Consider the following 23,843-nt stretch of genomic DNA (forward strand, 5'->3'; position numbering starts at 1 on the left):
CTGCGTTTCATCCCCGGCTTAAAAGACCGGGGTTCTCACGCGAGTTTTCTATAGACGTTTTGCTATGCCTGTCCCACTGCTGCCATGCTGATTTTCACGTTGTGTTAGTGAAAGGGCAGCAAAATTTGAGTGTTTTTTCCCTCCTTCTCAAATAGTTCTCTGAGACCTGCGATCATTGTGAGATCTGCGATCGTTGGTCAAGATCGTCTGCTGCTACTCTGTGTATAAAAGCGAGTTAGATAAAAAGCCTGCCAACTTTCAGAAGCCAATTCTGGCTTGGATGCTAGATACATTTCATTGGCCAACATCTTTTCTTTTTCAATTTTTTTTAGGTTGTCCCTGCATAAAATCCAAGCCCCAATAATTGTGATCACGCGCCACACACCACGCGCCAACCCAAAATCTAAAATCCAAAATCCCGATCGCCCACAAGCGCGATCGCCTGAGGATAAATTTGATGTTCCTGCACTTGAATTCGGGCTTGTAGGGTTTCTGGAGTGTCATCTGGTAATACAGGAACGGCTGCCTGAATCAGGATGGGGCCGCTATCAACTTCTAAGCGCACCAGATGTACTGTGCAGCCGGTAATTTTCACACCAGCCTGCAATGCCTCTTCAACTGCATGGGCTCCTCTGAAACTGGGTAACAAACTGGGATGGATATTGAGTACCCGATCGGGAAACGCATCAATCAGCACCGTGGTGACAATCCGCATCCATCCGGCCATGATCACGTAATCCACCCCGTACTGCCGCATCATTTTGACGATCGCCTCGTCCAGGGCTTCCCGGCTGGCAAACTCTCGATGGTTCAGTAATACGGCAGGAATGCCCCACCGCTCTGCCCGTTCCCTTACTTTGGCACCGGGATTGTTGTAGATGACAACTTGCACTTTTGCATGCAGGCGCTGATCTGCAATCGCCTGAGCGATCGCCTCAAAATTACTACCACTCCCTGAAGCCATGACCCCCAACTGTAAGGGAGGTTTATTCATCTGGGGCTGTGGAACGTAATGGGGCGAGATTAAACTAAGGGACACCGGAGCCGATTCCGACTGATTACTCATAAGGGCTATGTCTTGTTAACTGCCCCCTATTCTCTATGAGAATCCGATTCAGAAAAAGTACTCCTGCCTAGAGCCTATCGGAGAAAACTGAATAGTTGCGCCGAAGTTATAGAATTGCTTCAGGTTGAAGGCGAGGCAGACCAGAGACCGCTCATCCTGAACGTTCTTCCAGCCTCGCCTGGGTCAAATTAGCCAATTGCTGCCGCCGTCGTTCGATTTCTGCACTGACATTTACCCCCTCTGGCAGGAATGGCGCATCAGCGGCTTCAATCAGCTTCAGCAGCTCATCCACCTCTGCTTTAAGAGTGGCACGCAGTTTCACCCAGTGCCCATAACTGACAGCTTTACTCTTGGACGCATCCGCATGAATCTTAATCCCGTCAAGGCTGACATCGTCCAGAGTTAATACCCTAGCCTTAACGGCCAATAGCAGTACCTGGACAAACAGCCCTTTAATTTGCTCTAAAAAACGAATGCCGATCTTTCCACCCTTAAAAGAGGTAGGCTTTGCTTAAATCCTGACAGGCCTGTTGGGATTTTGATTTGGTGCAAGGCATAGGAAGCTTGGGGAAGGGGGCAAGCTCTATGTTAGGCTCTAGCCGTAACGCATTGTGGGAGTTTTACATGGGTCGCCTGGGGCTCGAACCCAGGGCCAATCGGTTAAAAGCCGAGTGCTCTACCACTGAGCTAGCGACCCACACGCCAAATTTGCAATATTTCTAAGGATAACACAGTAAGGGTGATTTGTCTCAAAGGGAGTTGATTAACCAGCAACTCTTATTTTAGGACAACCCGGTTTAACTGGCCGAAATGTGGGTCTTGTAAAGACATCTGACTAAGAGCCAAGAGAGCAGAACCGTTGAGTGAGCAGGGATTGGGCCTGATATTTTCTTACCCCAAAAGCATCCAAATACTAGAGCTTTTGTACTAAATTCATACCTCCTAGTCGTTATCTCCAAAACGCAGAAAAAACCCTGAAACCAATAGCTTCAAGGGTTTTATGTTTAACGCGCCCTGGAGGACTCGAACCCCCGACATCAGGTTTTGGAGACCTGCGTTCTACCAACTGAACTAAGAGCGCAAGGGAGCAGAATTGATTGTGTAGCTTTAGTGTAGCAGGTTTGGTATTTGTCATTCGTCATTGGTCATTTGCTGTGAATCTTTTGCCAACAGCAAGTAGTCTTCGAGGGATACCAAAGGCAACAAGTTGAAAAGCCGCTTGCGATCGCGGTTCTACCCTTGTTGCCTCCTTGCCAATGACCAAGGACAAATGACCAAGGATTAGATTGCGCGATCGAACCGTTGTTTGAGGCGAGTCGCTTTACCCACCCGATTCCGCAGATAGTATAGCTTGGCACGGCGAGCTTTACCGCGACGCAGTACCTTTATGCTGTCAATGCGGGGAGAGTGGAGGAGAAAGACCCGCTCTACACCGACACCTTGAAAGATTTTGCGGACTGTAATGTTCTGATTGATGCCAGCGCCTCTTTTGGCAATTACCACCCCTTCGTAGGGCTGAGTCCGTTCTTTGCCACCTTCTTGAATGATGACACCGACTTTTACCGTGTCACCCACATAAATGACTGGCAGATTCGTTTTCATTTGTTCCGCTTCAATCGAGCGGATAATTTCCTGGGCGTGCATAGTCCTGGCCAAAAACTCACAGTCTTTAACTATAGCGGGTCGAAAGGCTGAAAGTCTAGTCCCAAAAGCGGGTTTGTTTTTAGAATCCTTAAGGTCGGCTTAAATCTCCTCTAAAATCCCCCTTTGGAGGATTGAATCTCATGGAAAGTTCACTATGTAATGGAAATTACATGCTTCCAGTGTTTTGGCTGTTAATTTCAGGATCTTAAAACATGCTCACAGTTTTGGCTTCAGGTGCATGGCAGGGTAACAGGATGTCTTCCCTGCTGGCGATGCACATTCCCGATGGTTTTTTGAGTTTGCCCGTCAGTTTATTGACCTGGGTTGTTGCGATAGCCTTGATCGCCATTTGTTTAAAGCGGGTGCAAGCGGAATATCAGGAACGGGCTGTTCCTCTCATGGGAGTTTGTGCTGCCTTCATTTTTGCCGCTCAGATGATTAATTTTCCGATTCCGGGTGGAACTTCTGGACACCTGTTGGGCGGCACCTTAGCTGGAGTATTGTTAGGCCCCTGGGCAGGTTCCCTGGTGATGGCGGTGGTTTTCATTGTTCAGAGTGTGATGTTTCAGGATGGAGGATTGACTGTTCTGGGTGCCAATATTTTCAACATGGGGTTGATTGGCACGTTTGGTGGCTACTACCTGTATCGGACGATTCGCTTTGCAATTGGGCGCGATCGCTGGGTAGGGATGGCAACGGGTGTTGCAGTAGCCGCATGGACAAGTGTGGTCGTGGCAGCGACGGCTGTTGCTTTGCAGTTAGCTCTGTCGGGCACAGTGCCATTAGCAGTCGCACTGACAGCGATGATAGGCTGGCATGTGTTGATTGGCATCGGTGAAGCGATTATTTCGGTGGTGACGGTCAGTTTTATCTGGCGTACCCGACCTGATTTGTTTTATGATCCGCCTCGGAAGCAACGTTCTGCGGTACGTCCCCTGGTGTCTCGTTAACGGCTTTAACTTTACGTTTTGTGGAGACTGTCATGACTCGCGATCGCCTCAATACTCGCAATCGTGCCCTGGTAATTGCTGGTCTGGGTACAGCGTTGCTGATTGCTATTTTTCTGTCTCCGTTTGCCAGCAAGGATCCCGATGGTCTGGATCGGGTTTCTCAGGATCTGAAATTTGATCAGAAGGCCGCTGAGGATCATCCTGCTAAGCAACTTCCCTTTTATCTGGTGTTCGAGGAATATGCCCTGCGAGGTGTGCCAGAACCGATCGCCACTCCGATCGCTGGCCTGGTAGGCACTCTCGCTGCCTTTGGCCTGGCTTGGGGAATTGGTAAACTGGTGATTCCCAAAACGCCAACAGCAACTCCGCCCTACTCTGACGAGCCGCTGGAGTAGAAAGCGCTCATGCTCTTGCTGCACCTGGGAGCTATCCATCTGGATGTGGACAGCAAACGTGCTACTCCCTGGCATACTCTAGTGCCTCAGACTAGAGTGCTATGTGCGGTGCTGCCAGTTTTTGCCATTTCTTTTACTCCTAATGGTCAGTGGTGGACGTGGGGGGTCTACGCGATCGGGATTCTAGGACTGCTCTTGCTCAGTCAGGTCACCTGGGCAGTCCTATTCCGGCGGCTAATGATGGAGTCTGCTTTTGTTGGTGTTGTCCTGCTGGGAACCTTATTTCGTGAGGGAGGACAGGTGCTGTGGCAGTGGGGCTGGCTTAAGATCACGACGGCTGGATTAACCATCTTAGGCAGTGTCGCCGTGAAAGCGGTACTCTGCCTGATCCTGCTTAACGTATTGACTCTCACCACTTCGGTTCCCCTGCTGTTGCATGCACTCGTGGCTCTGAAAGTGCCACCACTTCTGGTAGCGATTATGGCTTCCATGTACCGTTACATCGCCGTGCTGGTTGATGAGTTTACCTCCATGCGACGAGCGGCCCTGTCGCGAAATTTGATGGGTAACCGGAACTGGCAACGATTAGTGATTGGCAATATGTTTGGTTCCTTGTTCATCCGCACCTATGAACAGGGGGAGCGAGTGCATCAAGCCATGCTGTCACGCGGCTATGAAGGTATCCCTCCCGTTGCTGATCTGCCCACAAGTAGCAGATTAGACATGATGGCCTTAACACTGACAATCCTGGTGGTGCTTGTGGGACAGGCGATTTATCTGTTCTAAGGGCATCCAGGTTGGTGCAAGCGGATACTGAATCAGTTTGTTCTTTGCAAACAGCTATTCGCCGATGACCAATGACCAAGGACCAATGACAATTTTGTTAGAAAGTTAACTAGGTCCACCGACCGACTTGTCATGTCTCGCTTTACGTCTGAGTGTTCTCGTTTCCATGCACCACAACCCAATTACAATTACCAACCTGAGTTATACCTACGCGGACGGCACTCAAGCGCTAACAGATATTAACCTCTCCATTCGGGCGACAGAACGGGTGGCACTGGTCGGAGCGAATGGATCAGGCAAGTCAACTCTATTACTCCACTTTAATGGGTTACTGATGGCTCAAACGGGAAACGTTGTCGTTGGGGAGTTGCCGATCAAGCCTCAAAACTTGAAAGCTGTGCGGAATTTTGTTGGCCTGGTGTTTCAGAATCCGGATGATCAATTATTCATGCCAACGGTGTGGGAAGATGTGACGTTTGGTCCATTGAATCAGGGGTTACGGGGAACTGCGCTTAAGGAACGGGCGATCGCTGGGATGCAGGCGGTGGGGCTAGATACTGAGTCCTATGGCCCCCGCAATGCTAATAACTTGTCAGGTGGAGAAAAGAAGCGGGTGGCGATCGCGGGAGTGCTGGCGATGAAACCGCAGGTGTTGGTGCTAGATGAACCCTCTGCCCAGCTTGACCCCCGCAGTCGTCGGCAACTCATTCAGCTACTGAATTCTCTGCCACTGACGCAACTGATTGCCACCCATGATCTAGACTTGGCTCTGGAACTATGCGATCGTACCGTCGTGTTAGCGGAGGGACGGATTGTTTATGATGGGCCAACTGAGCAAATTATGAGCGATGCCGAGTTGCTGCAGCAATATGCGCTGGAAATGCCTCTCAGCTATAGCCGTCCCTACTGCTTGATCAGCCATGCTCCGGTGGTATAGTAAATTCTTTCATACCTCTGATGTGCCATTGTCATACCAACGTCCTGAGGGGCGGCTAAACTGGGTTTTTCTATCTCTAGTGCTTACTGTTGTCACGCTATGTCCTTTCCCACTCACCTTCATCGCTACACCCGTTTGAGTCTGTTATTTGCTGGATGCTTAACTCTGACACTGATAACTGGCACCCCTGTTTTCTCTCAACCCGCTTCATCTCAATCCATTGCAACCGATAGTGCTGTACTGACAAAACCCAGCGTTCTCAGTCAACAAGCCTCTATCAGTCAAAAAACGGCCACCCCGACCAGTTCATCTACCCCTTCTCTCACTCAGGGAGTCCGGAAAACGGTTTTGAGTAATGGCCTGACGGTCTTGACCAAAGAAGTGAATACGGCCCCCGTCGTGACAGTCCAGGTCTGGTATCGCGTTGGCTCCCGCAATGAGGCTCCGGGAGTAAATGGCATTGCCCACCAGTTGGAGCACTTAATGTTTAAGGGAACGAAGGAACGTCCGATTCAATTTGGGCGGCTTTTCAGTGCCTTGGGCAGTGACTTGAATGCCTTTACCAGTTACGACATGACGGCTTACTTCGGTACGGTGGAGCAGAATAAGTTGAATGCGCTGCTGGTGCTGGAAGCCGATCGCATGCGCAATTCCCTGATTGGCGAGAAGGAATTAGCCAGCGAAAAACGGGTGGTGATTTCAGAATTGCAGGGCTACGAGAATAGCCCCAATTATCGCCTGAGCCGAGCGGTGATGCGGCAAGCCCTGCCTGACAGTCCCTATGGTTTGACTGTTGGGGGCACCAAGTCCGATGTGGAGAAATTTACCGTGGATCAGGTGCGCTATTATTACGACACCTACTACCGTCCCGATAATGCCACCCTGATTGTGGTGGGCAACTTTAAGACCGATGAGTTGCTGAAGCAGATTGAAGCTACCTTTGGTCAAATCCCTAAACCAGCGACACCATTGCCGAGAGATACTGCCGCTGCCGCTTTCGAAGGCAAACCCGCTGGTGGAACCAGCTCTGCTAATCAGGAGCCAATTGTATTACGGGAACCAGGGAGCGTGTTCTTGTTACATGCGGTCTATCCCTTACCAGCGGTGAGTCACCCAGATGTGCCTGCCCTGCAACTCATGGACTACATTTTGACAGGCGGCAGAAGTTCCCGTCTCTATCAATCCCTGGTGGAAAGTGGACTGGCCAGTGGAGCCGAGGGAGGAGCCGCTAACATGATTGCGGGTGGTTGGTATGAATTTTCAGTCACGGCGGCTCCCGGCAAGGACTTGAAAACGGTGGATCAGGCGTTACAACAAGTGGTTACCGACTTGTGCGAGAAAGGGGTGACTCCCGAGGAGTTAAAGCGAGCAAAGGCGCAGTTGCGAGCCTCGATCATCTTGCGTAATCGCGACATCACCAGTCAGGCCTATCAGTTAGGAGACGATCAAGTTTCCACAGGAGATTACCGTTATACTGATCGCCTCTTAGCCGCGATAGACCAAGTGACAGCAGCCGATGTGCAACGGGTAGCCAGCACCTACCTGACTCCCAACCGTCGAACAGTGGGCTTTTTTGAACCCACTACGGCAGGAGGAGCATCAGGAGCTATGACAGGCGGTGTTTCTCAAACAAGCGAAAACTTTAGCCCTGGAGTGCCTGTAGATCCGGCAGAGTTGGCCAAGTACTTACCCGCAACTCCACCTTTGGCGCGGCCAGTAAATCAACCGCTACCCGAAAAGCTGACGCTGAAGAATGGTTTACAGATTCTGTTATTGCGCGATCGCAGTACCCCAACCGTTACCCTCAGTGGCCATATTCAGGCTGGCACCGCTTACGATCAAGCGGAAACTGCAGGATTAGCCAGCCTCACCGCCAATAACCTGATGAATGGCACTAAAACTCAGGATGCACTGGCAATCGCCAAAGCTTTAGAAAATCGGGGAGCCAGCCTTGCCTTTGGAGCCAATCGAGAAGGGGTGGGAATTTCCGGTGAGGCTCTAACGTCAGATTTGCCAACCTTGATTCAGATACTGGCCGATGTGCTGCAAAATGCTAGCTTCCCGGATAAAGAATTAGAATTGAGCCGTCAACAGGCATTAACCGCGCTGCAACTGGAACTGGATAATCCTGGCCGTCTAGCACGTCGTACCTTTCAGCAGAAAGTTTATCCGCCTACCCATCCTTTTCATACCTTTCCCAGCGAAGTCAGCCTGAAACAAATCACTCGCGATGATCTGGTGCGCTTCTACCAAACCCACTACCAGCCCGATCGCACCATCTTAACTCTGGTGGGAGATTTTGACCCGATCGGCGTGCGTAACCTTCTGGTCAAAGAGTTGGGAAGCTGGCAGAATAAGGCCTCAGATGCCCAACCGACCTACCCAACCGTCCCCCTGCCGCAAAGCACGACCCGCCTGAATCCTATTTTGCCGGGGAAAACTCAGTCCGTTACCTTCATGGGCTACAACGCAATTGATCGTAAGGATCCCCGTTATTACGCCTCACTAGTGATGAATCAGATTCTTGGCGGTGATACCCTATCCAGTCGTCTGGGGACCGAAATTCGCGATCGCCAGGGACTCACCTACGGTATTTACAGTATGTTCCAGGCCGGAATGCAGCCCGGCCCCTTCCTGATCTCGATGCAAACGGCTCCGGAGGATGCCGATCGCGCCATTACCAGCACCATTAAACTGTTACAGCAAGTTCGAGAACAGGGTGTAACTCCGGCTGAAGTGGCTGCAGCCAAGCGATCGCTGACCAGTGCTTATCCGGTTGAACTGGCTTCCCCCGATGCTCTAGCCAATGCTTTGCTGATGAACAAGGTCTACGGATTACCCCTAGATGAGATTCGCCGATTTCCTGCCAAAATTGAGGCTGTCACCCTGGCACAAGTCAAGCAGGTGATCAAAGACCTATTGCATCCCGACAATCTGGTAATTGTCACCGCTGGCCCACCCACCGCCACATTCCAAACTCAGAGCAACCCTTAGTATTTCAACCCTGTTATTTGGATTTTGTAGAGACGTTTCGGCAGAACGTCTCTCCGGAATATCACTCCCAAGTCTAGAACACCACCGCATGCTCCTTGTGAGCAACCCCTAATTTTGTCAGAAAAGTATGGCAGGATGACCGTATATTCAATACTACGCAAACGTTTCAATTCATTATGTTGCAAAATCTCAGACATTGCAGCCTGCAACTCTGCCTCAGTCGGTTGATCGGGCTGCTCATGTGGTTAGCCATCAGCGCTCCTAGCAAGGCAGCTACCTTCAATGCCGGAGCCGATTTATTACGCCAACCGCCGATCGAAATCAATGTCAGCCTGGGTAATGCCGCCAATGAATTGAAGTTTTTTCCAGACGCCCTGCAATTCACAGCGGGGAAACGATATAAACTTATCCTCACTAATCCCAGCAGCAGCAAACACTACTTTACCGCAAAGGATTTTGCCGATAGCATCTGGTCGCAAAAAGTGGAAGCGGGCGGTGTTGAAGTGAAAGGAACCATCAGTGAACTGGAATTAAAACCAGGTACAACTGCCGAGTGGGTCTTTGTTCCCATTAAATCCGGCACCTATGAACTGCATTGTTCCATTCCAGGGCATGCCGAAGCAGGTATGGTCGGGAAACTGGGAATTTCTGCCTCAACAAAGGTGGCTTAGGAAATAAATGGCTTACGAAGTCAGCTGGTTTATCGGTTCCCCCACTCTCCAGTTCTATAATTAAATTAGGTTAAGTTAAAGATTGGTAATATTGCTTTGCAATACTGGCTCACTTCGCTCTTCTAACCGCATGAACCTTCTGACTCAACTGCTCAACAAACCTGCCCTGCCTGCTCCCAGCAAACAACGTCGTGGCATTGAAATTAAGTCCCCCCGTGAACTTGAAATCATGCGGCAGGCATCCCGGATCGTGGCAAGGGTACTAAAGGAGCTTGCCGAACTGGTCGAACCGGGAATGACCACGGCAGATCTGGATGCTCATGCAGAAAAGCGAATTCGGGAAATGGGAGCTATCCCCAGTTTCAAAGGCTATCATGGCTTTCCTGGCTCCATTTGTTCCTCATTGAACCATGAAGTCGTGCATGGGATTCCCAGTAAGCGCAAAGTCATCCGCTCTGGCGATGTGCTGAAGGTAGACACCGGGGCTTTCTTTGAAGGCTTTCACGGCGATTCCTGTATCACGATCGCGGTCGGAGAAGTCACTCCTGCTGCCAAGAAACTCATCCAGGTTGCCGAAGAAGCCCTCTATAAAGGCATTGAACAGGTTCGTGCCGGAGCCTTTCTACTGGATCTGGCAGGGGCGATCGAAGATCACGTTAAAGCAAACGGATACAGTGTGGTGGAAGATTTTACCGGACATGGGGTGGGACGCAATCTCCATGAAGAACCTTCCGTGTTCAACTTCCGCACCCATCAAATGCCCAACGTCAAACTGCGGGCAGGGATGACTCTGGCGATTGAACCAATCGTCAATGCCGGATCCAAGGTGACCCGTATTCTCAGCGATCGCTGGACGGCAGTAACCGTGGATAATTGCCTCTCTGCTCAGTTTGAACACACTGTTCTGGTAACAGATACGGGCTACGAGATTTTGACCGATCGCACCTACCTCTAACTTCTCAACCAGCGCCAGTTGGGACGGTTCCATTCATAAATGCCCTGAATTTCGTATTCTGCGCCACTCTCAAAGCGCACCACACAACTGGTATGGCGATAGGTATCCTCCAGGCTGGCATCTCCTTCCCACACACTCACTACCGTACAGGGAAACCACTCCCGACTGCAGGGGCCACTCTCCTGTACCCACTCCCATAGCCCATTGGTAATCTCAATGCGATCGCCGACCTGCAACCGCAGCGTTTCATCATCCTCCGGATTGTCGTAGGCTGCCAAGTGAGAGGATTGCACTTGCTCCAGCCACTGGATGCCGTAGCGATCGCGAATAAACTGCACTACACCAGAATCACGGCCCTGCAGCCAATCGTTGAGCAAAGTGGTTTTCCAGTCCAATCTCTCCTGCGTCTGATGCCTGATGAATTGCAACAATGCCTGTCGTTCGGCTGCAGACAGTTGGGTCAGGGGATTAGCCAATGTACCCTGTCCATTCTGGTCTGTTATCCCCAATGCCTGCCAGAGAATCTGCTGTTGTTGGGCAGTCAGGGGAATGGCAGCCACTTCACACTGATGAAACGCGGCTTGGAGAGCGGCTGAAATTTCATCGGGCGTCATAAGAGAGACAGCATTTGCAGATAATTTTGTCCTGGATTCAGGATAAGCTGAAAAGCGGATCCGTTGTCATCAACTCGCTCGCTCTGCTTCGTGTTCCTAACATTGTTTACGATCGTTCGCCCTGATCTGCGCTCACCGTCTAGCATGAAAATCAGCCTTCCCTTCTGCCTTTTGCCCTCTGCTTTTTGCCGTCATCCCGTCATGCTGCTTCCAATCCGGTTTCAAGCCTTAGTGGTTGTGCTGCTCAGTTCTCTGCTATGGGTGTTTACCAGTTGGCTCACCCCACCGGCCCTAGCCCTGACTCAAATTCGGCTGTTTGATATTTCCTATCACGAATGTCCCGCTGACTTGGCTCAAGGAGCGGTGACCAGTGGTGGTACGACAATGGCAGCGAATTGTTTTATCGTCACCGGAAAAGCTGAAAACAAGTCTGGTAAACCCGTGGTGAATGCAGACATTTTTGGGCGGATTTACGATGCCAATAATGATTCAGTGATGCAAAATCGGACTCGCCTTGGATCGATCGAGGAGGTTCCTCCCGGCATCAGTGACTTTGAATTGCGCATCAGCGTGCCCGCCAATCAGCCCCAGCCGCTGAAATTAGAACAATTTAAAGCGGCAGGCTTTACAGGAAAAGTCCGCCGCTAAAACCGGGCTCAACCCTCAGAAGTGGAATGTCGCTAGACCGTGTAAGTAAGCTGACGCAGTAAGGTAGTTGCAACTTGTTGCACAATTTGAAGTAGGAGCAATGCCAGAATTGGAGAAAAATCCAGGCCACCGAGGGGGGGAATAATATTACGGAAAATATTCAGGTAGGGATCTGTAATCTGGCTCAGGATAGAGAAGGGTGGATCGAACCAATTGATATTGGGAAACCAACTGAGGAGAATGCGGATGAATAACAACGCCGTATAGATATTGATAAAAGTCACCAGGGTGGTAGCAAGCAGAGGAACTAAAGAACTCATAGCAGATTCCGATTTCTTTGAATGGTAATTAACAGGGCTGGAAATTAAAGTTTTGGCTGAGCAATCTTGAACGGCAAAACCTTTGCCAACCAGTTTATCACTCGCCTTTTAGAACATCTGGTTACTTGGTTAGTGTGGATCTTTGGCCATCGATGCTTCAAGCGGTTCCTTGGGGGATTTACCATTGACTCCGCCAAGCTGTTGTCGCACGTCATCGATCGCCTCATTCAATTGAGCAATCTTATCTTCCAAACTACGACGAGCAGTTTCCATATCGGTGTGGTTCCCTGGCGCTTTCAACAAACGTTTCTTCTTGTCTGGTTTTGTCTCCAAAGTATTGGACTTGAGGGGACTATCCTGAGTGTCAGATGCCTCACCCAGTTGTCTGGCCGCTAACAGTGCCCCCACAATGCCGCCGACCACCCCGCCCACAAGGGTGCCCAGGAAAAACCCACTTGAAAACCCGTCTCGTTGACTCATTGCAAACCAAAAATCAATGTGTATTGCAGGAAACCAACCAACCATCCTACTTCCAGCTTACTGGGTGTTGAGTGTGTTTGCCACTATTGTCTTGTGTCCCAGGGTAACACTTCAGGTGCCGAAGGTGCGATCGCCCGCATCTCCTAGCCCCGGAACAATAAACCCATTTTCATTCACATGTTCATCAATAGCGGCTGTGTAAATGTTTAGGCCTGGATAGGCCACGCTGAGTTTCTGTAAGGCTGGAGGAGCCGCAACAACCGCAACAATTCGCACCAGCGCCGGATCAATGCTCCGTTTCGTCAATTCTTGCATCACCGCAACCATCGTTCCGCCTGTAGCCAGCATTGGTTCTGGGATGAGTATGCGGGTTCGAGGATCAAGGCGCTCCGGCAGCTTATTCAAGTAGCAGCTTGCTTCCAGGGTGTCTTCATTCCGGACAAACCCCAGGTGATAGATAGAAGCCAGGGGCAAGAGGGACTGGGCACCATCCAGCAACGCCAAACCCGCCCGTAATACCGGAATGATGACGATCGGAATATCAGGATCCACAAAAGTGGCCGGACAGGGAGCAAGCGGAGTATCCACTGTGCTGTCTCTGGTCGGCAACCATTCTCGCACCGCCTCGTAGGTGAGCCAGCGACCCAATTCAGTCATGGCGCTTCTGAACAAAGCGGAAGGTGTAGAAGCTTCTCGGACAATTCCTAGCCAGTGTTTGATTAAAGGGTGGGGAGGAACATAAACACGCAACTGAGAGGTCATACGCTCTGATTAAGCATTGCCGCTAACTCAATTGCCCCATCATACCCTCTTCCCTGATGGATGAGGCGATGCGAGGGAATAAGCCACAATCATCAGGCGACGATCGCCGTCATCGCCCATAGCTAATGAGATTTCATATCAATAATATTGACATGAAATCTCATTAAATTTATAGTCTTTTTAAGTGTTCTCCTCTCTGAAGGATGGGCAAACGGGACTGATTCAAAGATCAATCCCGTTTTTTTACTTGCCATTTTCAAGTTGCTCTTGCAAAATCTTCTGAATAGAAACGACCTAATCAAAAAACTGCCAAAGTTTACAGGGAAGGTGCTTGCTGAACTGCTCGCTGCAGGGCTGCCTCAAACAAATCTGTCGTGATTTCACAGTCATACTGGAGGGCCGTTTTATAAGCTTTCTCTGACATCCATTGCCACTCTTCAGGGGTTAGCTTACAGACATACTCAATCGCACTCGCGATATCCTTGGGAGATTCCGGGTTAACCAGGATGCCAGCACCATCTGCTAACAAGTTAGGAGCAACTCCAGCAGGTGTGCCTATGACGGGGGTACGACAAGCCATCGCTTCCAGGATCGGCAATCCAAACCCTTCCCATCGGCTGCTGAATAACCAGGCATCACAACTAGCGTAAATATCTTTTAACTTATGTTGGGGGGGAACCTGATAGTAGATGGTTCCTTTAGGCAAGGGCAATTCAGGCAGCGGAGGACTCTGGCCAAACCCAATAATTTGTAGTTCTGGATGCTTTTCGGTAGCTAACCTCAATGCTTCAAGACTTAGATCGCATCCTTTCCAGGGGATTTCGCTGTACATAAAGCCAATCGTTGGGCGAGACTGTTTAGCTCGCGGGGGCGCATTAAACTGCTTCAAATTAATCCCATTGGGTACGTAAGCAACGTGCTGACTGCCGTACTCTATTACGGCAATATCAGCTAACCAGGGTGCTACCACAATCTTATAGAAGGGTAAAGTCCAAGTTGCTTTGACGCGCTCTTTCGGCAAGTAGTCGAACACTTCATAGTGCTGAAGAAAATAAACTTTTGCTCCTTTTGTAGGAGATAATTTGGCGACCCACTCAGCCGTTTCCCACCAAGTTGCGATAACCACATCTGCATTGGGGACATCCGCATCTGTCACAGGCTCGTAGTGATCTTTAATTCGACAGTCTAGATCCAGCCCATCAAAGTGTGAAGGATACTTGCTTGGGCAAGGGATCCTGCCCTTTCCTTTCAGCAAGGACTTCGTCTGTTCTATCCAGGTTGGTAGATAGGGAGGAGTAGAAACAACAACAACTTCATGTCCACGCTGCTTAAGTTGATGAGCGTAGAGAGCAATAATACGCATCCCACCAGAAAGATCTGGATAGGGTGTGACAAAAGTAATCTTCATATTAGCCGTCTTAATACACCCAGTGCCGAGTTGAGCAAGAACAAAAAGTCAGTTGGTCGCTGAAAGCGGATGACTTACGCAGAAATGCTTGGGAAATAACTGAGTTATGTGCTTCAGGTCATATTTGCATGAGGTTTTAGAAGTCGTCCACCCCCAGAAACTTTAAAAAAATAAAAAGCCGCATCATCATGAACACCGTAGGTCAGAATAAGGAGCCACGCCAGATTTTGCAGTAAAATAAGTGTCACTTCATCAAATGACAGCGATCGCCGCTAAGGGCCACATCAGTAAACTTCCTGATTCCGACATGAATTTTAGGTGAAGAGAGGCGATAGGCTGGTTATGTAAGGGTTTTGGTTATTTCGATTAATTTATGTATTCCGTGTCCCAGTCAACCTCAACGAGTGATTTATCAGATCCTGTTGCTCATCGCTCTCCTGCATCCAGTCAGCTTGCGCAGGAGTGGGATGTGATCGTGATTGGTTCTGGGATTGGTGGTCTGGTCGCAGCAACTCAGCTTGCCGTTAAGGGGGCAAAAGTTTTAGTCCTGGAACGTTACCTGATTCCTGGAGGAAGCGCAGGTTATTTTGAGCGCGCAGGCTACCGATTTGATGTGGGAGCCTCCATGATGTTTGGTTTTGGCGATCGCGGTACTACCAATCTATTAACCCGGGCCTTGGAGGCGATCGATCGTCCCTTGGAAACGATTCCCGATCCCGTACAAATTCATTACCATCTACCGAATGGACTGGTACCGAAAGTGCATCGAGACTATGAAGCTTTTTTAGAAGAATTAATCGCCTACTTTCCCCATGAGCATGAAGGCATCCGCCGATTTTATGACGAATGCTGGAAGGTATTTAATTGCCTGAATGCGATCGAACTCCTGTCTTTGGAAGAACCCCGTTATCTGATGCGGGTTTTTTTCCAAAATCCAGCCGCCTGCCTGGGATTGGCAAAGTATTTACCCATGAATGTGGGAGATTATGCCCGAAAATGGATCCGGGATCCAAATCTGCTGAAGTTCATTGACATTGAGTGTTACTGCTGGTCAATGGTGCCTGCAGATTTGACTCCGATGATTAATGCGGGGATGGTGTTTAGCGATCGCCACTACGGTGGGATCAACTATCCCAAAGGTGGTGTTGGCAAAATTGCACAAAATCTGGCTGAGGGACTGGAACACTACCATGGGGTGATTCGGTACAAAGCGCGAGTAACCCAAATTTTGCAAGAAAAGGGTCGGGCTGTGGGCGTAAAATTGGCGACCGGAGAAATTTTTCGGGCCAAGCGCATTGTCTCTAATGCGACTCGGTGGGATACCTTTGAAAAGTTACTACCCTCTGACCAAATGCCAGCCTCAGAACAACGCTGGCAGCGCCGTTACCGCAAATCTCCTAGCTTCCTCAGCCTCCATCTGGGTGTGAAGTCTGAGGGCCTTTCCCCAGATACAGAATGCCATCATATTCTCTTGGAAGACTGGGAAAGAATGGAAGCAGAAGAGGGTACTATCTTTGTATCAATTCCTACCCTACTGGATTCTTCCCTTGCTCCTGCCAACCATCACATCATTCATGCGTTTACTCCTAGTTGGATGGAAACCTGGCAAGGATTGTCAACAGCAGACTATCAAGTTCGCAAGGAAGCTGCCGCAGAACGTATCATTCAGAGACTGGAAAAAATCTTTCCCAATCTGTCCCTGCATCTGGATTATCAAGAAGTGGGCACTCCAAGGACTCATCGACGCTTTTTGGGCCGTGAAGATGGTACCTATGGGCCTATACCAATTCGGAAACTGCCTGGACTGTTGGGTATGCCCTTTAATCGCACAGCCATTCCAGGGCTATATTGTGTCGGCGATAGCACCTTTCCTGGACAGGGATTAAACGCTGTTTCCTTTTCTGGGTTTGCCTGTGCTCATCGAATTGCTGTAGACCTGGGGTTGTAAAGCCACTTAGTCAATTACCCTTAAGCGGCCTGCCCTTAGCAATTCAAAAATACGATTAATCATCGCTTCTTCAGCAGCACTAATGGTCTTTTGCGAAAGCAGAGCAGCCATGAACTGTTTCTGATCAGCGCGGCTAATCTTTCCAGAAGAGGTGATTTTATGCACCATTTGCTCAATGCTAAATGGTATCGAATTTCCTACTTTCTTCATATTTGAATTAATTGGGATCATGATTATTCACGAATTGGTAATAAGATCACTCGCAGCAGACCTGTTAGTGGAAGAAAAATTCTAATAGAAGAGTCTCCCATCACTATTTTGAAAACCCTGGCACCGAATTTAAGTTACTTAAACCAAGTCCAACTAGAGAGCGGGCGTTTTCCGATCAGAGAAACTTCAGGTCTAAACTTGGACAAGATTTATCTCAAAAATCTCAGGCTTTTCTCGCCTTCTTATAATAAATGATTTATTTAACCCAAATCCCAATCTTGATGCTACTTTTCGACTCACTGCTACTAAAAAAGCTCAGTAATTCAAATTAAGCATAGTTGATGGTTAAAGCCACCGGAAGAATTACTAAATTCAAATTCGGTAAATGTACGGACACCCTCCGTAGAAACTATTAATTTGAAAATTTGGATCATTTATAACTTGTAGCTTGATTGATAGATAAGCACCCTGAAGTTGCGGCTATAGGGAGAAAACCTGCTGACGCAGGTTACTGAAAACCTTGATTTGATTGAGTCTGCGTCAGCAGACTGAGTGAGTGTAGTCGCGATTTTAACCGCCAGATACTTTATCAAACACCCTCTAAGCCCGATCGGCAAATAACAGCCTTTTTATATCCTGATATAAGCTTTATTATCCTTGAACGATCGCTGCACAAGATTTTTATGCTGCTTTATACTTGCTTAATGGTTTCTTTGCGAATTAGAAAGTATCCTGGATGTATCAATTGCAACAAGGCTCAGTCGTCTATTGGTCACTCATGGACATTAATGAGTTTGAAAGTTTTATCCGTGATTCGATCGCTACAGCCTTGGAGCACTTACAAGCTATTACACTTTTAGCGGAAGAGTTAGAGACGCACAGCCTAGCTGCAGGTCAAACGTTACAGAATGTGAGCCGCATTACTGAAGATTTCATTTCTCAGCAGCGCCAAGAGCAATCCACCTCTTCTTGAAGTACTCGCCTTAAATCATTCAAATTAATCGGTTTAACCAGATATTTGTGGACTCCTAAAGCTAAAGCACGCTTTTTGTCGGCCTCAAACGCTAAACCTGAGATCACAATAATGGGAATTTGCTGAAACTTTGGACGGATTTGGATCTGCTCAAGCAGTTGGAAGCCATCAATATCTTTTAACTTTAGATCTAGTAGAATCACATCCGGATTAATTTTCTCAAGTGTTTCAAGAAAGTTAGCAGCATTCGCTAAATCAATTACATAGTGTCCACAGTGGATGAGGAAATCCCGCATGAGTAACCGATTTATATCGTTATCTTCAACCAACACAATGTTTAGTTTTACATTAGGTGAGGAGGCTGGCTTTTCTATCATTCTTGCTTGCAACTTAAGTCACCTTTGTCTGAAACGTAAAACTTTGCCTCAATATATGCCAAAACATATATCAGGCAAACTTGCATACTTAGCCAATGTTGGCTTTTGAGAACTGATTTACTTGATATATAGGTCGTATCATCCACTCTTGGATAAACACACTGAACTTTCTTCTAAGAAAAAAGACTTAGCAGTTTGCCTATCTAAACCTTATCCAAGTCTAGAACCGGAGTTTCTCTAATCGGAAAACGTCCGTTCTCTAGCTAGATTTGGTTTAGACACTATTAATCAATAGTCCCTAACTGTAATGACACAAGAGGTTATTCCCATTGGATCGATGCGTTATCCTAACGCTAACAGCACCCTACCGGTATAACCTCGTGTATCAGTACACTTAACTAGTAGAGTGAGTTTTAAGCATAGAATAATTCGTCCTGGAACGATCAACTTGAATAAAGTGCTTTCAGGTGGTAGTTCTGTTTACCTGATACCCACTCTAAACGGATACTTGAGACGACAGGGAACTCCATCTAATTATTGACTTTCTTCAAAGCTTTATTTGCCTTTACTTTGTAAAGCTTAAGCCAAGCAGTTTAAAGACTTGGTGAAGCGGGGAACTTCTTCTATACTTTGGATTAGCCTATGCCGCAAAGATACTGAAAAAAAAGTCTCTGGTGGTTAAAATCGCGACTACACTCACTCAGTCTGCTGACGCAGACTCAATCAAATCAAGGTTTTCAGTAACCTGCGTCAGCAGGTTTTCTCCCTATAGCCGCGACTTCAGTTGCTAGGGTGACAAATAGACAGGCCTTTAAAACATCCTCTAAGGGTAAGATTCTCTCCATCCGTCAGTTGTGGTCTTTGCGGGAACCGGATGCATCTCAGCGGTGTCAATAAAGTTACCCCCCTGATCGAAGGCATAGTTCAACTGCTGGTATGCTTCTTTTGTCAGAACTACACCCATTTGAGTGTTGAAGCAAGCGAGCAAATTTGGTTGGTAAAGTTGAGCAATATAAATTGTTTAAAGAGAGAAAAAGATAGACAACCATTCCGGCATCGCACTTGAACGAAGTGGACTAAACCGTAAAACTGACCAATCTCCTGAAGACTTCCAGAAATAGCGGCTGGTTGGCTATCCTTGCAGTTCATTCACCTGTGATTTCATAGTCTCAGAGTGATGTGACGATCCTATGTTTCAGAGATGAAAATAAAATGACAAAATACACAGCCCTGAGACGGGTAATCTTCGGTGGGGTATGAACTGCCTGTTGGTATTAAGGTGTGACATCGGTGTGACCAAAATGTCACACATTCGTCAGGAGTGGAATAGCTAGGATAGTTGGATAAAACGTAGTACTGCAATGAATACTTCTGCCAGTGTTATGAATCAGCGTCAAAGATCGAATTGCAAGAAAGTGTTGATGTATTCGGCCATGTCGCTACTGGGAGTGGGGATGGCCCTATCAGGAGATCAGATTTTGGCATCCAGAGCGATCGCGGCTCAACCGACCCCTTTATTGACTTCAGCTTCTCTGGTGGCTCAAGTTCCCAACCGAAGTAGTGCGATTCTCTCGGCAACCGACCCCAACTTCATTGTTGGTGTGGTGCAGCAGGTTGGGCCTGCCGTTGTCCGAATTGATTCGTCTCGCACCGTGAGAAATCAAGTCCCTTCTATCTTTAGAGATCCCTTTTTCCGGCAATTTTTCGGCTCAGACTTTCCCACTCCTCCGGCAACACGAGTTGAGCGAGGTCAGGGGTCGGGCTTTATCATCCGTTCCGATGGCCTGATCTTGACGAATGCACATGTGGTTAGTGGAGCCGATCGAGTGAAAGTCACGCTGACGAATGGTCAGCAACTGCAGGGCCAAGTGATGGGGGCTGATCCCTTGACCGATGTTGCCGTTGTAAAGGTGAATTCGACTAATTTACCAACCGTGCGCCTGGGGAATTCCGATCAACTCCGACCGGGAGAATGGGCGATCGCGATCGGGAATCCCCTAGGCTTAGACAATACCGTGACCGTTGGCATCATCAGCGCGACAGGTCGGAGCAGTGCCGCTGTACGAGTTCCCGATAAGCGGGTTAGCTTTATTCAAACCGATGCGGCGATTAATCCGGGCAATTCCGGTGGGCCATTGCTGAATCAGCGCGGGGAAGTAATTGGCATGAACACAGCGATCATCGGTGGGGCGCAGGGGTTGGGATTTGCCATTCCCATTAACACCGCCCAACGGATTGCGGATCGCTTGATTACCACTGGCAAGGTGGATCACCCTTACCTGGGTATTAACATGATTAGCCTCACGCCGGAAGTGAGACAGCAAATTAACAGTGACTCCAGCAGTGGTTTGAGAATTCAGGATGATCGCGGTGTGCTGGTTGCCCAGGTCTTACCCAATTCCCCAGCGGCCAGAGCAGGGATGCGTCCCGGAGATATTATTCTGCGCGTCAATGGTCAGACGGTCAGTAAAGCAGAAGATGTGCAACGAGCCGTTGAAAGCAGTGCGATCGGTGGCACTTTGCAAGTGGAACTCCGACGCAGAGGCCAGCTAATTATCCTGGCCGTCAGTCCAGGGGCATTCCCTACGAAAGCCGCTCAGATAGGAGAATAGCGAGCTATGGTCAGATTGCAGGTGATTGAGCTGGGCCACCCCGTGTTACGGCGAGTTGCCAAACCGATTGAGGAGGCGCGGAGAAATTCTCTCCAACCCCTCATGGATCAGTTGATTCAAACGGCGCAACAGACGAATGGAGTGGGCATTGCGGCTCCCCAGGTGGGTAGATCAGAACGGCTGTTTATTGTGGCCTCTCGACCCACACCTCGCTATCCTCATGCACCAGTAATGGAACCGACAGTGATGATTAATCCTCAAATCACCAGCCATGCGGCAGAACGGGTGAAGGATTGGGAAGGCTGCTTGAGTGTTCCCGGTGTGCGGGGATTAGTACCTCGTTATCAGGCGATCATTGTGGAATACACCGATCGCTACGGTCAGCACCAGCATCAGGAGTTAACCGACTTTGTAGCCCGAATTTTCCAGCATGAGCTAGATCACCTGGATGGCATTTTATTCATTGACCGTGTTGAAAACACTCAGGATCTGATTAGCGAACAGGACTATCAGGAACGTATTGTGGGAGCCAGTTGGTCAACGGAAAAATAGATAGCGAGCACCGATCGCCAACAGAAAAACTCCGTAGATTTTTTTCACCGTCTCGCTGCTGATGTAGGGTTGGTTGGCAAACAAGGCTCCAAACAAGTTGCCAACCAGCAACCCGATCGCAATCACCACCGCGTACTTAATATTTAAGTTACCATTGCGGTAGTAGACGATCGCGGCCAGTAAGCCGATTGGTAGAATCTGCGCTGCGATCGAGGTTCCGGTGGCGAACTTCTGATCCATACTCATCAGCAATACCATGGCTGGAACCATAATTGCCCCACCCCCAATGCCAAACACCCCACCTGCTATACCCGCCACTAACCCAATTACCAAAAGCTGAATCAACGCAGTAGACACGCTGGACTCCTTCAAAACTGTAGTCTCGATATTTTAGAGCGATCGCCCTATCAATAGAGGAGACTAACCAACCATCCGTTTACCGATTGGCGCGACTGCGTAAAGGATGCTTTGCTGTTTTTTAGACAGCGTAAACTCAATAATCCTTATCCTGCACACACAAGTCAAGCACCTAAGTACAGGACAAAAGTTGTAGGGATTGCTATACATCCTAAACTGGTTCCTGATCGCCCTTAAGTTAATTCCAGGGCCAGACTGGGCATAAGGCGTTGTAAATTGCGTAAGGATTTGGTTTGCCACAGCACCTTGTTTGACCCTTGTAAGATTAGTTGCACATCGCCCCGATCTCGCACTTTAACAACGAACATCGACAGCATGCTAATACCAGAACTGTTGAGAAATTCCAGTTCCTGAAGATTCAGGACCAAAGTAGGAGATTGATCCACAGCGGAGAGCAACAGATCCATTACAGGCTGGTATTCTTCCATACCGTCTAATCGCAAAAAGCCACGAAAATAAACCGTGGAAGCGGCTTCCTCATACCAAATGCTGTAATCGTCTGTTTTAAATTCCACAACTATCAGAAGTTTGAAACTGCCAGCCGAATCGAGCAGCATAGTCATTCATCATGGTGAGCAGTCCCATGTTCGATTCTCCGCTTTCCAGGGCAGTTTGTTCTAATTGCTGAGTGTATAGCTCATCCAGGTCGGAAGTCAGGACTTGTTGAATAAAGCGGCAATATTTATCCGCGATCGCTGGAGACGCATGATTAATTGCCTGAAAAATAATTTTGTCCTCATATAAATATAGGGAAATGCTAATAGGCCGTTTGGCTACCTCATCACTATATTTAACCGCGTTTTCGAGTAACTCATTGGCAATGTAACTGACTGCTGCTTTGACCGTCTCCCGTCGATTCAGGGGACTATTTTCTATGGTATCTCCTGGGAAAAAGGCTGCAAAATAATCACCCAAAAAGTCCGCCGACAAGCCGTAATTACTCCATCGGCGCTTACGAGGAGCGGAACTGGGTGAAAAGTTCATGGTGAGATACTCCTCGCTAGTGGGTATCTCCTGGTCAAATTCTCCAAAAGTCTGAGTACTGATCGTTTGAGTCATAAGTCTAAATTGATTCAATCTTGTAAGCTAGTAAACAATCTGATTCCTGCCGCGTTGTTTAGCAAGATAAAGCGCGCGATCGGTCATGTCTAAGAGGGTTGTGGCAGGTTTTTGAGGGAGGGAAATGGTACTGGCCACCCCAATACTCAATGTAATATGGGAAGTGACTGGAGATTGAGCATGGGTCACTTGCAACTGCTGAATTGCCATTTGCACTAACTCGGCCACTTTCAAGGCTCCCTCTAAGTTGGTCTGAGGCAGGATAACGACAAACTCTTCGCCACCGTATCGGGCAACCAGATCAGATGGACGTTTGAGGGATCTAAAGAGGGTCTGAGCGACCTGCTTCAAACAATCATCTCCTGCCAAGTGACCATAAGTGTCGTTGTACTCCTTGAAGTGATCAATATCACACAGCAGGATGGCCAAGGGCGATCGCTCACGGGCCATTTGTTTCCACTGTTGTTCCAGGTAATCATCAAATCGACGACGGTTCGCAATTTGGGTTAAGCCATCATAGGTTGCTAACAGGGTCGCTTCATGCAACTTTTGATGCCACTGAGTATCCAGCACATCTCCGTGTTCCATAATAGTTTGCACAATCACTTCCAGATCCTGTTTTTGTTGGCTAATCAATTCAATTAAAGCCTGCAAGGTGGCTTGTGCTCGTTGCCGTTCAACTACCTCGGCTTTCAACTTTTGATTAGTTTCGTGCAGTTCCAACTCAATTACATCTCCGTGCTGAGCCGTCGTAGAAAGAGCGATCTGCAAATCTCGGTTTTCCCCCTTCAAGGCTTCGTTTTCGCCACGGAGCCGTTCATTTTCTATCAAAACCTGCACCTCTTGAGTTGTCAGCTGTTCGCTTTCTACCACAGCCATGCCGTAAATACAAGCAGCAAAAGAACATCAAGTGAGAGCCTGCGACTTTGGGAGGGAAGACATAAGTATGGCTCTTATGAATCTTAACCTCTTCGAGCTTTAAAGAACTTTCTCAGAAAAAAAATAACTAATCCTGAACCAGCATTTGAAAAGTATCCGGCGCTTGAAACCGCGACTACATTAACA

Annotated in this window: 26 protein-coding genes and 2 tRNA genes; 12 read left to right on the plus strand and 16 right to left on the minus strand. The window is 48.5% G+C overall.

From position 1 onward, the window contains the following. Nucleotides 1-403: 403 nt before the first annotated feature. The 5 genes from purN to rplS form a co-directional block, all read right to left on the minus strand. On the minus strand, nt 404-994 hold the full coding sequence (gene purN, locus ACUVQO_RS15405) for a phosphoribosylglycinamide formyltransferase (RefSeq protein ID WP_445926735.1): 591 nt from the start codon (nt 992-994) through the stop codon (nt 404-406). A 223-nt stretch (nt 995-1,217) separates the two neighbouring features. Continuing rightward, on the minus strand, nt 1,218-1,493 hold the full coding sequence (locus ACUVQO_RS15410; RefSeq protein ID WP_445926736.1) for a hypothetical protein: 276 nt from the start codon (nt 1,491-1,493) through the stop codon (nt 1,218-1,220). A 198-nt stretch (nt 1,494-1,691) separates the two neighbouring features. Next, nucleotides 1,692-1,763, minus strand: a tRNA-Lys gene (locus ACUVQO_RS15415). A gap of 311 nt (nt 1,764-2,074) precedes the next feature. After that, a tRNA-Trp gene (locus ACUVQO_RS15420) sits at nt 2,075-2,147 on the minus strand. A gap of 200 nt (nt 2,148-2,347) precedes the next feature. Beyond that, nucleotides 2,348-2,710, minus strand: coding sequence for a 50S ribosomal protein L19 (rplS, locus tag ACUVQO_RS15425; RefSeq protein WP_445926737.1), 363 nt, complete (start codon nt 2,708-2,710; stop codon nt 2,348-2,350). A gap of 254 nt (nt 2,711-2,964) precedes the next feature. Here rplS and ACUVQO_RS15430 point away from each other — a divergent pair, with 254 nt between their 5' ends. The 7 genes from ACUVQO_RS15430 (at nt 2,965) to map (ending at nt 10,398) form a co-directional block, all read left to right on the plus strand. Continuing rightward, entirely contained in the window at nt 2,965-3,660 is a 696-nt protein-coding gene (locus tag ACUVQO_RS15430) for an energy-coupling factor ABC transporter permease (RefSeq protein WP_445926738.1), read from the plus strand. Nucleotides 3,661-3,680: 20 nt separating this feature from the next. Then, entirely contained in the window at nt 3,681-4,055 is a 375-nt protein-coding gene (locus ACUVQO_RS15435) for a PDGLE domain-containing protein (RefSeq protein ID WP_445926739.1), read from the plus strand. A 9-nt stretch (nt 4,056-4,064) separates the two neighbouring features. Further along, nucleotides 4,065-4,841: a cobalt ECF transporter T component CbiQ gene (gene cbiQ / locus ACUVQO_RS15440; protein ID WP_445926740.1), complete on the plus strand. Its 777-nt coding sequence runs from the start codon at nt 4,065-4,067 to the stop codon at nt 4,839-4,841. 166 nt (nt 4,842-5,007) lie between these two features. Continuing rightward, entirely contained in the window at nt 5,008-5,778 is a 771-nt protein-coding gene (locus ACUVQO_RS15445) for an energy-coupling factor ABC transporter ATP-binding protein (protein WP_445926741.1), read from the plus strand. A 99-nt stretch (nt 5,779-5,877) separates the two neighbouring features. Then, nucleotides 5,878-8,772: a M16 family metallopeptidase gene (locus ACUVQO_RS15450; protein ID WP_445926742.1), complete on the plus strand. Its 2,895-nt coding sequence runs from the start codon at nt 5,878-5,880 to the stop codon at nt 8,770-8,772. A 176-nt stretch (nt 8,773-8,948) separates the two neighbouring features. Then, nucleotides 8,949-9,443, plus strand: coding sequence for a cupredoxin domain-containing protein (locus tag ACUVQO_RS15455; protein ID WP_445926743.1), 495 nt, complete (start codon nt 8,949-8,951; stop codon nt 9,441-9,443). A 130-nt stretch (nt 9,444-9,573) separates the two neighbouring features. Further along, nucleotides 9,574-10,398, plus strand: coding sequence for a type I methionyl aminopeptidase (gene map / locus ACUVQO_RS15460; RefSeq protein WP_445926744.1), 825 nt, complete (start codon nt 9,574-9,576; stop codon nt 10,396-10,398). On the opposite strand, the gene ACUVQO_RS15465 is transcribed toward map, so the two are convergent. Beyond that, nucleotides 10,395-11,012 (minus strand): hypothetical protein, encoded by a 618-nt coding sequence (locus ACUVQO_RS15465; RefSeq protein WP_445926745.1) that lies wholly within the window; start codon nt 11,010-11,012, stop codon nt 10,395-10,397. The two genes, map and ACUVQO_RS15465, sit on opposite strands and share 4 nt — an antisense overlap. A gap of 90 nt (nt 11,013-11,102) precedes the next feature. Between ACUVQO_RS15465 and ACUVQO_RS15470 the strand changes: the two genes are divergently transcribed. Then, nucleotides 11,103-11,660 (plus strand): hypothetical protein, encoded by a 558-nt coding sequence (locus ACUVQO_RS15470; RefSeq protein WP_445926746.1) that lies wholly within the window; start codon nt 11,103-11,105, stop codon nt 11,658-11,660. Nucleotides 11,661-11,692: 32 nt separating this feature from the next. Here the strand turns inward: ACUVQO_RS15470 and ACUVQO_RS15475 are convergent, their stop codons facing one another. The 4 genes from ACUVQO_RS15475 to ACUVQO_RS15490 form a co-directional block, all read right to left on the minus strand. Beyond that, the gene (locus ACUVQO_RS15475; RefSeq protein WP_445926747.1) at nt 11,693-11,980 is read right to left on the minus strand and encodes a YggT family protein; all 288 of its coding nucleotides are present in this window, start codon (nt 11,978-11,980) and stop codon (nt 11,693-11,695) included. A 129-nt stretch (nt 11,981-12,109) separates the two neighbouring features. Further along, entirely contained in the window at nt 12,110-12,460 is a 351-nt protein-coding gene (locus ACUVQO_RS15480) for a hypothetical protein (protein ID WP_445926748.1), read from the minus strand. A gap of 111 nt (nt 12,461-12,571) precedes the next feature. After that, nucleotides 12,572-13,222: a uracil phosphoribosyltransferase gene (gene upp, locus ACUVQO_RS15485; protein ID WP_445926749.1), complete on the minus strand. Its 651-nt coding sequence runs from the start codon at nt 13,220-13,222 to the stop codon at nt 12,572-12,574. Nucleotides 13,223-13,538: 316 nt separating this feature from the next. Continuing rightward, nucleotides 13,539-14,630, minus strand: coding sequence for a glycosyltransferase family 4 protein (locus tag ACUVQO_RS15490; protein WP_445926750.1), 1,092 nt, complete (start codon nt 14,628-14,630; stop codon nt 13,539-13,541). 382 nt (nt 14,631-15,012) lie between these two features. On the opposite strand from ACUVQO_RS15490, the gene crtH reads away from it, so the two are divergent. Beyond that, on the plus strand, nt 15,013-16,578 hold the full coding sequence (gene crtH / locus ACUVQO_RS15495; protein WP_445926751.1) for a carotenoid isomerase: 1,566 nt from the start codon (nt 15,013-15,015) through the stop codon (nt 16,576-16,578). 6 nt (nt 16,579-16,584) lie between these two features. On the opposite strand, the gene ACUVQO_RS15500 is transcribed toward crtH, so the two are convergent. Continuing rightward, complete coding sequence (locus ACUVQO_RS15500; RefSeq protein WP_445926752.1) at nt 16,585-16,809, minus strand: hypothetical protein; 225 nt, start codon at nt 16,807-16,809, stop codon at nt 16,585-16,587. A gap of 757 nt (nt 16,810-17,566) precedes the next feature. Here ACUVQO_RS15500 and ACUVQO_RS15505 point away from each other — a divergent pair. Continuing rightward, nucleotides 17,567-17,761, plus strand: coding sequence for a hypothetical protein (locus ACUVQO_RS15505; protein ID WP_445926753.1), 195 nt, complete (start codon nt 17,567-17,569; stop codon nt 17,759-17,761). Here ACUVQO_RS15505 and ACUVQO_RS15510 read toward each other — a convergent pair. Further along, nucleotides 17,728-18,150: a response regulator gene (locus ACUVQO_RS15510; RefSeq protein WP_445926754.1), complete on the minus strand. Its 423-nt coding sequence runs from the start codon at nt 18,148-18,150 to the stop codon at nt 17,728-17,730. The two genes, ACUVQO_RS15505 and ACUVQO_RS15510, sit on opposite strands and share 34 nt — an antisense overlap. Before the next feature lie 1,370 nt (nt 18,151-19,520). On the opposite strand from ACUVQO_RS15510, the gene ACUVQO_RS15515 reads away from it, so the two are divergent. Further along, on the plus strand, nt 19,521-20,750 hold the full coding sequence (locus tag ACUVQO_RS15515; RefSeq protein WP_445926755.1) for an HhoA/HhoB/HtrA family serine endopeptidase: 1,230 nt from the start codon (nt 19,521-19,523) through the stop codon (nt 20,748-20,750). A gap of 6 nt (nt 20,751-20,756) precedes the next feature. After that, nucleotides 20,757-21,302 carry a peptide deformylase gene (def, locus tag ACUVQO_RS15520; RefSeq protein ID WP_445926756.1) on the plus strand — a complete coding sequence of 182 codons (546 nt, stop codon included), beginning with the start codon at nt 20,757-20,759 and terminating at the stop codon, nt 21,300-21,302. Here the strand turns inward: def and ACUVQO_RS15525 are convergent. From ACUVQO_RS15525 to ACUVQO_RS15540, 4 genes are all read right to left on the minus strand, one after another. Continuing rightward, the gene (locus ACUVQO_RS15525) at nt 21,288-21,659 is read right to left on the minus strand and encodes a TSUP family transporter (RefSeq protein ID WP_445926757.1); all 372 of its coding nucleotides are present in this window, start codon (nt 21,657-21,659) and stop codon (nt 21,288-21,290) included. The genes def and ACUVQO_RS15525 overlap by 15 nt on opposite strands. A gap of 233 nt (nt 21,660-21,892) precedes the next feature. Further along, nucleotides 21,893-22,234: a slr1659 superfamily regulator gene (locus ACUVQO_RS15530; RefSeq protein WP_445926758.1), complete on the minus strand. Its 342-nt coding sequence runs from the start codon at nt 22,232-22,234 to the stop codon at nt 21,893-21,895. Then, complete coding sequence (locus ACUVQO_RS15535) at nt 22,224-22,778, minus strand: slr1658 superfamily regulator (RefSeq protein WP_445926759.1); 555 nt, start codon at nt 22,776-22,778, stop codon at nt 22,224-22,226. Before ACUVQO_RS15535 ends, ACUVQO_RS15530 begins: the two co-directional genes overlap by 11 nt. A gap of 27 nt (nt 22,779-22,805) precedes the next feature. After that, on the minus strand, nt 22,806-23,657 hold the full coding sequence (locus ACUVQO_RS15540) for a diguanylate cyclase (RefSeq protein WP_445926760.1): 852 nt from the start codon (nt 23,655-23,657) through the stop codon (nt 22,806-22,808). Nucleotides 23,658-23,843: the final 186 nt, after the last annotated feature.

Source organism: Leptodesmis sp., from assembly GCF_052746595.1.